The organism is Pseudomonas sp. KB_12 (genome assembly GCF_052114545.1).
GTDB classification, from domain to species: Bacteria; Pseudomonadota; Gammaproteobacteria; order Pseudomonadales; family Pseudomonadaceae; genus Aquipseudomonas; species Aquipseudomonas brassicacearum.
Genome location: NZ_JBFREY010000013.1, coordinates 168,744 through 175,340, shown reverse-complemented (window position 1 = coordinate 175,340; position 6,597 = coordinate 168,744). Strand labels below are relative to the sequence as shown.

Here is a 6,597-nt window from a genome sequence, read left to right as displayed (position 1 = left end):
TGGGCCATGGATGGCCCTTCGCGGCGGGCCCACGGAGCAATGCCGGAGTGAGGGCATGCCGAGCCTAGGCGAGGCACCGAGTGGTGGGGCAGAAGCGCTTTGGTTACTTTCGACTGGGCCGGCTTCCGGGCTTTTCGAAAGTGACCCGCTGTAAGAGCGGAACCATAATCAGCCGTTACCTAAATAACGGATATTCACACAAAGAAACCTACTGCTGATAAGCCTCCAACCCATCCTCGGACAAGATATGAATCTGACGCCGCTCCATGGCAATCAACCCCCCATCCACCAACCGATGCAGAATCCGCGAAAACGTCTCCGGCTGAATCCCCAACTTGGAAGCCACCAGCCGCTTCGACACCTGCAAAACCACCTGACCATCCCGCGGATCGCGTTCCTGCAGCAGGAAATTGATCACCCGCCGGCTGGCGCTGGCCAAGGTCAGGTTGTCGATGTCCTTGAGGCGTTGGTGCAGATGGATGCTCATGCTCGCGAGGATCGCCAGGCAGACCTTGGGCTGGTCCTCCAGGGCCTTGCGGTAATGGGTGCCCTCGATACTCACCAGCACGCTGTCCTTGATCGCCGACGCACTGACCGGATAGCAACGGGCCTGGCTGAACAGCAGGGCCTCGGCGAAGGTCTGGCCGGGCTGGATGATTTCCACCAGGTTCTCCTGGCCCTCACCGGTCACCCGGAACAGCTTGATCTGACCACTGACCAGCAAGAAAAACCGCTTGGCCGGATCGCCCTGGTGCATGAGCGTGCTGTTGCATTCCAGGCGTTTGAGGACAGCCAGGCTGCAGACATCCTCAAAGACCCGCTCCGGCAGTTGGCTGAACAGGTGATGACGACGCAACAGTAAAACGATGGAAGGGTGGGTCAGCATGGCGTACCTCCGCGTGCCGTCATGGTAGAGCCCAAATCGCCGCCGGCCTATGCCTCGGCAGGCCTACCTCGGAAGAGGGATGAGGAGCGGCCATGCCAGTCAAATCAATGCCTGCAGAACACAGATCCTGTGGCGAGGGAGCTTGCTCCCGCTGGGCTGCGCAGCAGCCCCCAAAAAAACAGGGCCGCTGCGCGCCCCAGCGGGAGCAAGCTCCCTCGCCACAGGTTGTGTGTTTATTCATGGCCCCCAACCAGGGCTAGCCAGCCCCGCGCAAATGCTCCATCGCCCACACCGCGGCTTCGACCCGTGAGCGCAAGCCGAGCTTGTGCAGCAGGTTCTTCACATGCACCTTGACCGTGCCTTCGGTGATGCCCAGCTTGTGCCCGATGACTTTGTTGCTGTAGCCGCCGGCGATGGTCTTGAGGACCTGGCGTTCGCGTTCGGTCAGTTCCACATCGGCCTGGCGCGGTGGCGAGCGCAGCGCCTGGGCCATGACGCGGGTCAGGCCCGGGCTGATCACCAGGGCGCCGTTGAGGGCATCGCGGATGTACTGGATCAGCAGCTCCGGCTCCATGTCCTTGAGCAGGTAACCGTTGGCGTCCAGGCGCAGGGCATCGCGGATGTCGTCCTCGGCATCGGACACGGTGAACAGCAGCACCTTGCCGGTGTAGTGCATGGCGCGCAGCCGGCGCAGGGTCTCGATGCCGTTCATCTGCGGCATGTTGTTGTCCAGCAGCACCAGGTCGGGGTTGAGCGGTTCGATCAGGGTCAGGGCTTCTTCGCCGTGGCTGGCTTCGCCAACGATCTGCAAATCGTCTTCGAGTTCAAGCATCTGGCGGATCCCGCGACGCATCATCGGATGATCGTCGACCAGTAGCAGGGTGTGGCGCAGGGGGGCATTCATGTTGCGAGGCCTTCGGTGTGTTGGCCCAGGAATTCCGGTTGGAAATGCACCTGGATGCGGGTGCCCTGGGGTGTACGGGAGTGAATCTGCAGTTGGCCGCGCAGGCTGCGGGCCCGTTCGTTCATGATGTTCAGGCCATGGTGTTCGCGCTGGTCCACCTCGCCACTGAAGCCGCGGCCATCGTCTTCGATCGACAGCTGCACGGTCTCGCCTTCCTGGCGCAGTTCGAGCCAGGCGTTTTCGGCATGGGCGTGGCGCAGGCAGTTGGACAGGGCCTCGCGGGTGATCTGCAGGATGTGGATCTGCTCGCTGGCCGACAGCTCGAAGGCCAGGGTGTCGACGAACAGATGCACCTTGAAGTCCCCTCGGTTGGAGAACTCCTCGGCGGTGTCCTTGAGCTCTTCGACCAGGCCGTCATCGTGGATCTGCAAGCGGAAGGTGGTCAGCAACTCGCGCAACTGGCGATAAGCATTGTTGAGCCCTTCACGCAGTTCACCGGTGACGGTCTCCAGGGTCTGCACCGGTTCGCCCCGACGCATCAGGGTCTGCATGCGGCTGACTTGCAGCTTCATGTACGACAAGGCCTGGGCCAGGGAATCGTGGAGCTCGCGGGCAATGATCGTGCGTTCATCGAGCAGCAGCAGACGATGGTCCTGTTCGCGCTGGCGCTTGAGCGACAGCGACGTACCAATCAGGTTGGCCAGGGCCTGGATCAATGCGGTTTCCCAGGGCTGCGCGGCGTGGCCGTCGACAAAATGGGCCTTGAGCTCACCCAGTTCGTTGCCCTGGTTGCTGATGCTGAAGGCTTGCGGGCGTGCAGCGTTGCGTTTATGGCAGCTGGCGCAATCGCTGCTGGCGCAGACCTGGCGGCTGTCGGCGCCATGCAACGCCAGCAAATGCCTGGCCGGTGACTGCAATTGCCCTTGCAGGCACAGCGTCAGGCGCAGGCCCGGCAGGCGTTGCTGGAAGCGCCGGATCAGTTCGTCCAGCCCTTCGGCATTGGCCTGGCGCGTCGCCAGGCTGCGACTGCTCTGGTACAGCAGCTCCAGGGCGGCGTTGGCCTGTTGCAGGTTCAGGGTCTTTTGCCGGACCTGGTTTTCCAGGGTGCGGTGCGATTGCTCGATGGTCTCGGCCATGGTGTTGAAACTGGTCGCCAACTGGCCCAGTTCATCTTCGGACTGGTGATTGACTCGCACCTGGAATTCGCCACGGCGAAAGCGCTGGGTGGCGTCCACCAACTCCTGCAAGGGCGTGACCACGCCGTACTGCAATTCATACAGGCCGATCAGCAGGATGATCATGGTGCTGAACAGCGCCGCGCCCTGGATCACCTGCTGCCAGCCTTGCTTGTGCTCGCTCTGGCGTTGCAGCAGGGTGACGAACCGGTCCAACTGGTTGACGAAGGCATTGGCATTGGCCTGGAAAAACGCCGAGTCACCACGCTCGATGGCCGGGCGCAAGGTCTGGTTCCAGCGTTGCACAAGGTCGCGATAGCTCTTGTGCAGGGAGGTTTCCGGCCCATCTTCCAGCACGGCGCGCAGGGCTGGGCTGTCGAGGCGTTGTTGCAGGCTGGCGGTGATCGCCGGGATGTCGTCGTTGGCCCCCGCCGCCAGTTTCCAGCTCAGGTGGTAGGTCTCCATGCGCACGGAGCCGGCGGTGTTGATGGCAGCAGCGTCGCCCTGGCTGAACCAGGCGATCAACCCGGCACTCAAGGAACTGGCCAAGGCCAGGATGGCGATCAGGATCACCGCCAGCCCGGCGCGAGCGGGCAGGGAACTGCGCAGCCAACGCATCATCGACGCGGGCCTGCGGGGCAAAACTGTGAACCGAGCATAGGGGGCGCCCTGGACCTGGGGGTGTAGCAGCCAATCCTGGGCGCACTACCTCTAAAGAGTTGTCGGCCGCTCCATTTCCATAAAAGCTTCGGCAGACTTATTCAAGATATTGATAAATAAAGGGTTGTATCAATATCCGGGTCTACCTCCTTGGAGGTAGACGGGCCAAGCATAGGCCTGGACCGCCCCGGCGCACGTTGATCCAGGTCAAGTTTTCGCGGGGTTCGTATCACTAGGCTGCGCTCATCGAACTGACGGAGTGCATCGTGATGCGAGCGCAAGTGCAACAAGGGCTGGTACTAGGGATGAGTACCCTGGCCTTCACCGTGTGCTTCATGGTCTGGATGATGTTTGCCGTGCTCGGCGTTCCGATCAAGGAAATGCTGGCCCTCAATGAAACCCAATTCGGCCTGCTGGCTGCCACGCCGGTGTTGACCGGTTCGCTGGTGCGCTTGCCCCTGGGGCTTCTGACCGACCGCTTTGGCGGACGGATCGTGTTCTTCCTGCTGATGCTGGCCTGCGTATTGCCGCTGTACCTGATCACCCTCGCCACGGCCTTCTGGCAGTTCCTGGTGCTGGGCCTGTTCGTCGGCCTGGCCGGTGGCTCGTTCTCGGTGGGCATCGCTTACGTCGCCAAGTGGTTCGACAAGCAGAACCAGGGGTTTGCCATGGGCGTCTTCGGCGCCGGCAACGCCGGTGCGGCAGTGACCAAGTTCCTCGCTCCGGCGCTGATCGCGTTCGGCACCTGGCACCTGGTGCCGAAGGTGTTCAGCGCCATCCTGTTCATCACCGCGCTGCTGTTCTGGTTTCTCACCACCGAGAAAAAGGAACACAGCGGCACCGGCGGCGCGACGTTGCGCGAGCAATTGAAAACCCTGAAAGAGCCGGCCGTGTGGCGCTACTGCCAGTACTACTCGATCGTCTTCGGCGGCTACGTGGCCCTGGCCTTGTGGATGACCAAGTATTACGTGCAGGAATACGGCTTCAGCCTGCAAAGCGCGGCGCTGCTGGCGGCGTGTTTCTCCTTGCCCGGTGGCGTGCTGCGGGCCGTCGGTGGCTGGATGTCCGACCGCTGGGGCGCCCAGAGCGTGACCTGGTGGGTGTTGTGGGTCAGTTGGATCTGCCTGTTCCTGCTCTCCTATCCCCAGACGCAGCTGCAAGTGCAGACCGTCAACGGCATCGTCGACTTCCACATCGGCCTCAGCCCCACGCTGTTCACCGTGCTGCTGTTCGTGATGGGCATCGCCTTCGCGTTCGGCAAGGCCTCGGTCTTCAAGTACATCGCCAACGACTACCCGAAAAACATGGGCGCGGTGTCCGGCATCGTCGGCCTGGCCGGCGGCCTGGGCGGGTTCGTGCTGCCGATCATGTTCGGCGCCCTGGTGGACCTCACCGGCGTGCGCTCGTCCTGCTTCATGTTGATGTACGGCGTGGTCTGGGTCTCCCTGGCCTGGATGTACTTCAGCGAAATGCGCAAGCGCCCGCTGCTGGGTAAACAGCCGCCGGCCACTCAATCCCCGTTTTCCAGCATTGCCCAAGGAGAAGAACATGTCCGTTCTGCAAACGCCTGAAAAGGGCCCGGTCATTCATGACTGGCGCCCGGAAGACCCTGCTTTCTGGGGCAGTAGCGGCAAGCTGACCGCCCGGCGCAACCTGTGGATTTCCATCCCGGCGCTGCTGTTGGCCTTCGCGGTGTGGATGGTCTGGAGCACGGTGATCGTGCGCCTGAATGCCATCGGCTTCAGCTTCAGCACCGACCAGTTGTTCTGGCTGGCGGCATTGCCGGGGCTGTCCGGCGCGACCTTGCGCATCTTCTACTCGTTCATGGTGCCGATCTTCGGCGGGCGCCGCTGGACCGCGCTGAGCACGGCGTCGTTGCTGATACCGGCTTTGTGGATGGGCTTCGCCGTGCAGGATTCGGCCACGCCCTACAGCGTGTTCGTGCTGATCGCATTGCTTTGCGGTTTTGGCGGCGGCAACTTCGCCTCGAGCATGTCCAACATCAGCTTCTTCTACCCCAAGTCCCAGCAGGGCACCGCCCTGGGCCTGAACGCCGGGCTGGGTAACCTGGGCGTGTCGGTGATGCAGTTCAGCGTGCCGCTGGTGATTTCCTTCGGTGTGTTCGGCTTCATGGGCGGCCAGCCGCAGGTGTTGGCCGACGGCAGCTCGCTGTGGTTGCAGAACGCCGGCTTCATCTGGGTACCGTTCATCCTCGCCGTGACCCTGATTGCCTGGTTCGGCATGAACGACCTGTCCAGCGCCCGCGCTTCGTTCAGCGAACAGGCGGTGATCTTCAAGCGCAAGCACAACTGGCTGATGTGCTGGTTGTACCTGGCCACCTTCGGTTCGTTCATCGGTTTTTCCGCCGCCTTCCCACTGCTGATCAAGACCTCGTTCCCGGAAGTCATCGCCCTGAAATTCGCCTTCCTCGGTCCACTGGTGGGCGCGCTGGTACGGCCGCTGGGCGGCTGGCTGGCGGACAAGCTCGGTGGCGCGAAGGTCACCTTGTGGAACTTCGTGTTGATGATCGTGATGGTCTTCGGGGTCCTGCACTTCCTGCCGCAGAACGGCCAGGGCGGCAATTTCTACGGCTTCCTGGGCATGTTCATGTTGCTGTTCATCACCACTGGCGTGGGCAACGGTTCGACCTTCCGCATGATCCCGGTGATCTTCCGCACCCTGCACGAGAAGTCCGCCCTGGGCAAAAAGCCCGAACAACGCGAGTTGGCGCTCAAGAACGCCGGCAAGGAATCGGCCGCCGTGCTGGGTTTCAGCTCGGCCATGGGCGCCTTCGGAGCCTTCTTCATTCCCAAATCATTCGGCACTTCGATGGCCCTGACCGGCGGCCCGGAGATGGCCTTCTACATGTTCGTCGGCTTCTACCTGAGCTGCATCGTGGTGACCTGGTGGTGGTACGCCCGCAAGGGCGCGGCGACTCCCTGCTAAGACGAATTCAACTATTGCGTGGGCGG

5 protein-coding genes are annotated in these 6,597 nt (G+C 62.3%); 2 read left to right on the top strand and 3 right to left on the bottom strand.

Annotated elements, in window-relative coordinates:
* Positions 1-208: 208 nt before the first annotated feature.
* The 3 genes from AB4Z20_RS13270 to AB4Z20_RS13260 all read right to left on the bottom strand — a co-directional run bounded on the left by AB4Z20_RS13270 (position 209) and on the right by AB4Z20_RS13260 (position 3,586).
* Entirely contained in the window at positions 209-886 is a 678-nt protein-coding gene (locus tag AB4Z20_RS13270; RefSeq protein ID WP_320388731.1) for a Crp/Fnr family transcriptional regulator, read from the bottom strand.
* A 256-nt stretch (positions 887-1,142) separates the two neighbouring features.
* On the bottom strand, positions 1,143-1,790 hold the full coding sequence (gene narL, locus AB4Z20_RS13265; protein WP_024616161.1) for a two-component system response regulator NarL: 648 nt from the start codon (positions 1,788-1,790) through the stop codon (positions 1,143-1,145).
* Complete coding sequence (locus AB4Z20_RS13260) at positions 1,787-3,586, bottom strand: HAMP domain-containing protein (RefSeq protein WP_258688249.1); 1,800 nt, start codon at positions 3,584-3,586, stop codon at positions 1,787-1,789. The genes narL and AB4Z20_RS13260 overlap by 4 nt, the downstream gene beginning before the upstream one ends.
* A 308-nt stretch (positions 3,587-3,894) precedes the next feature.
* Here AB4Z20_RS13260 and AB4Z20_RS13255 point away from each other — a divergent pair, with 308 nt between their 5' ends.
* Together AB4Z20_RS13255 and AB4Z20_RS13250 are read left to right on the top strand one after the other, a co-directional pair.
* A complete protein-coding gene (locus AB4Z20_RS13255; protein ID WP_250886126.1) occupies positions 3,895-5,196 on the top strand; it encodes an MFS transporter in 1,302 nt (433 codons plus the stop codon).
* Positions 5,174-6,571 carry a NarK family nitrate/nitrite MFS transporter gene (locus AB4Z20_RS13250; RefSeq protein WP_253475362.1) on the top strand — a complete coding sequence of 466 codons (1,398 nt, stop codon included), beginning with the start codon at positions 5,174-5,176 and terminating at the stop codon, positions 6,569-6,571. The genes AB4Z20_RS13255 and AB4Z20_RS13250 overlap by 23 nt, the downstream gene beginning before the upstream one ends.
* Positions 6,572-6,597: the final 26 nt, after the last annotated feature.

Coding starts and splice junctions, on each gene's coding strand:
- AB4Z20_RS13270 (WP_320388731.1), bottom strand. CDS start 886: ATGCTGACCCACCCTTCCATCGTTTTACTGTTGCGTCGTCATCACCTG.
- narL (WP_024616161.1), bottom strand. CDS start 1,790: ATGAATGCCCCCCTGCGCCACACCCTGCTACTGGTCGACGATCATCCG.
- AB4Z20_RS13260 (WP_258688249.1), bottom strand. CDS start 3,586: ATGATGCGTTGGCTGCGCAGTTCCCTGCCCGCTCGCGCCGGGCTGGCG.
- AB4Z20_RS13255 (WP_250886126.1), top strand. CDS start 3,895: ATGCGAGCGCAAGTGCAACAAGGGCTGGTACTAGGGATGAGTACCCTG.
- AB4Z20_RS13250 (WP_253475362.1), top strand. CDS start 5,174: ATGTCCGTTCTGCAAACGCCTGAAAAGGGCCCGGTCATTCATGACTGG.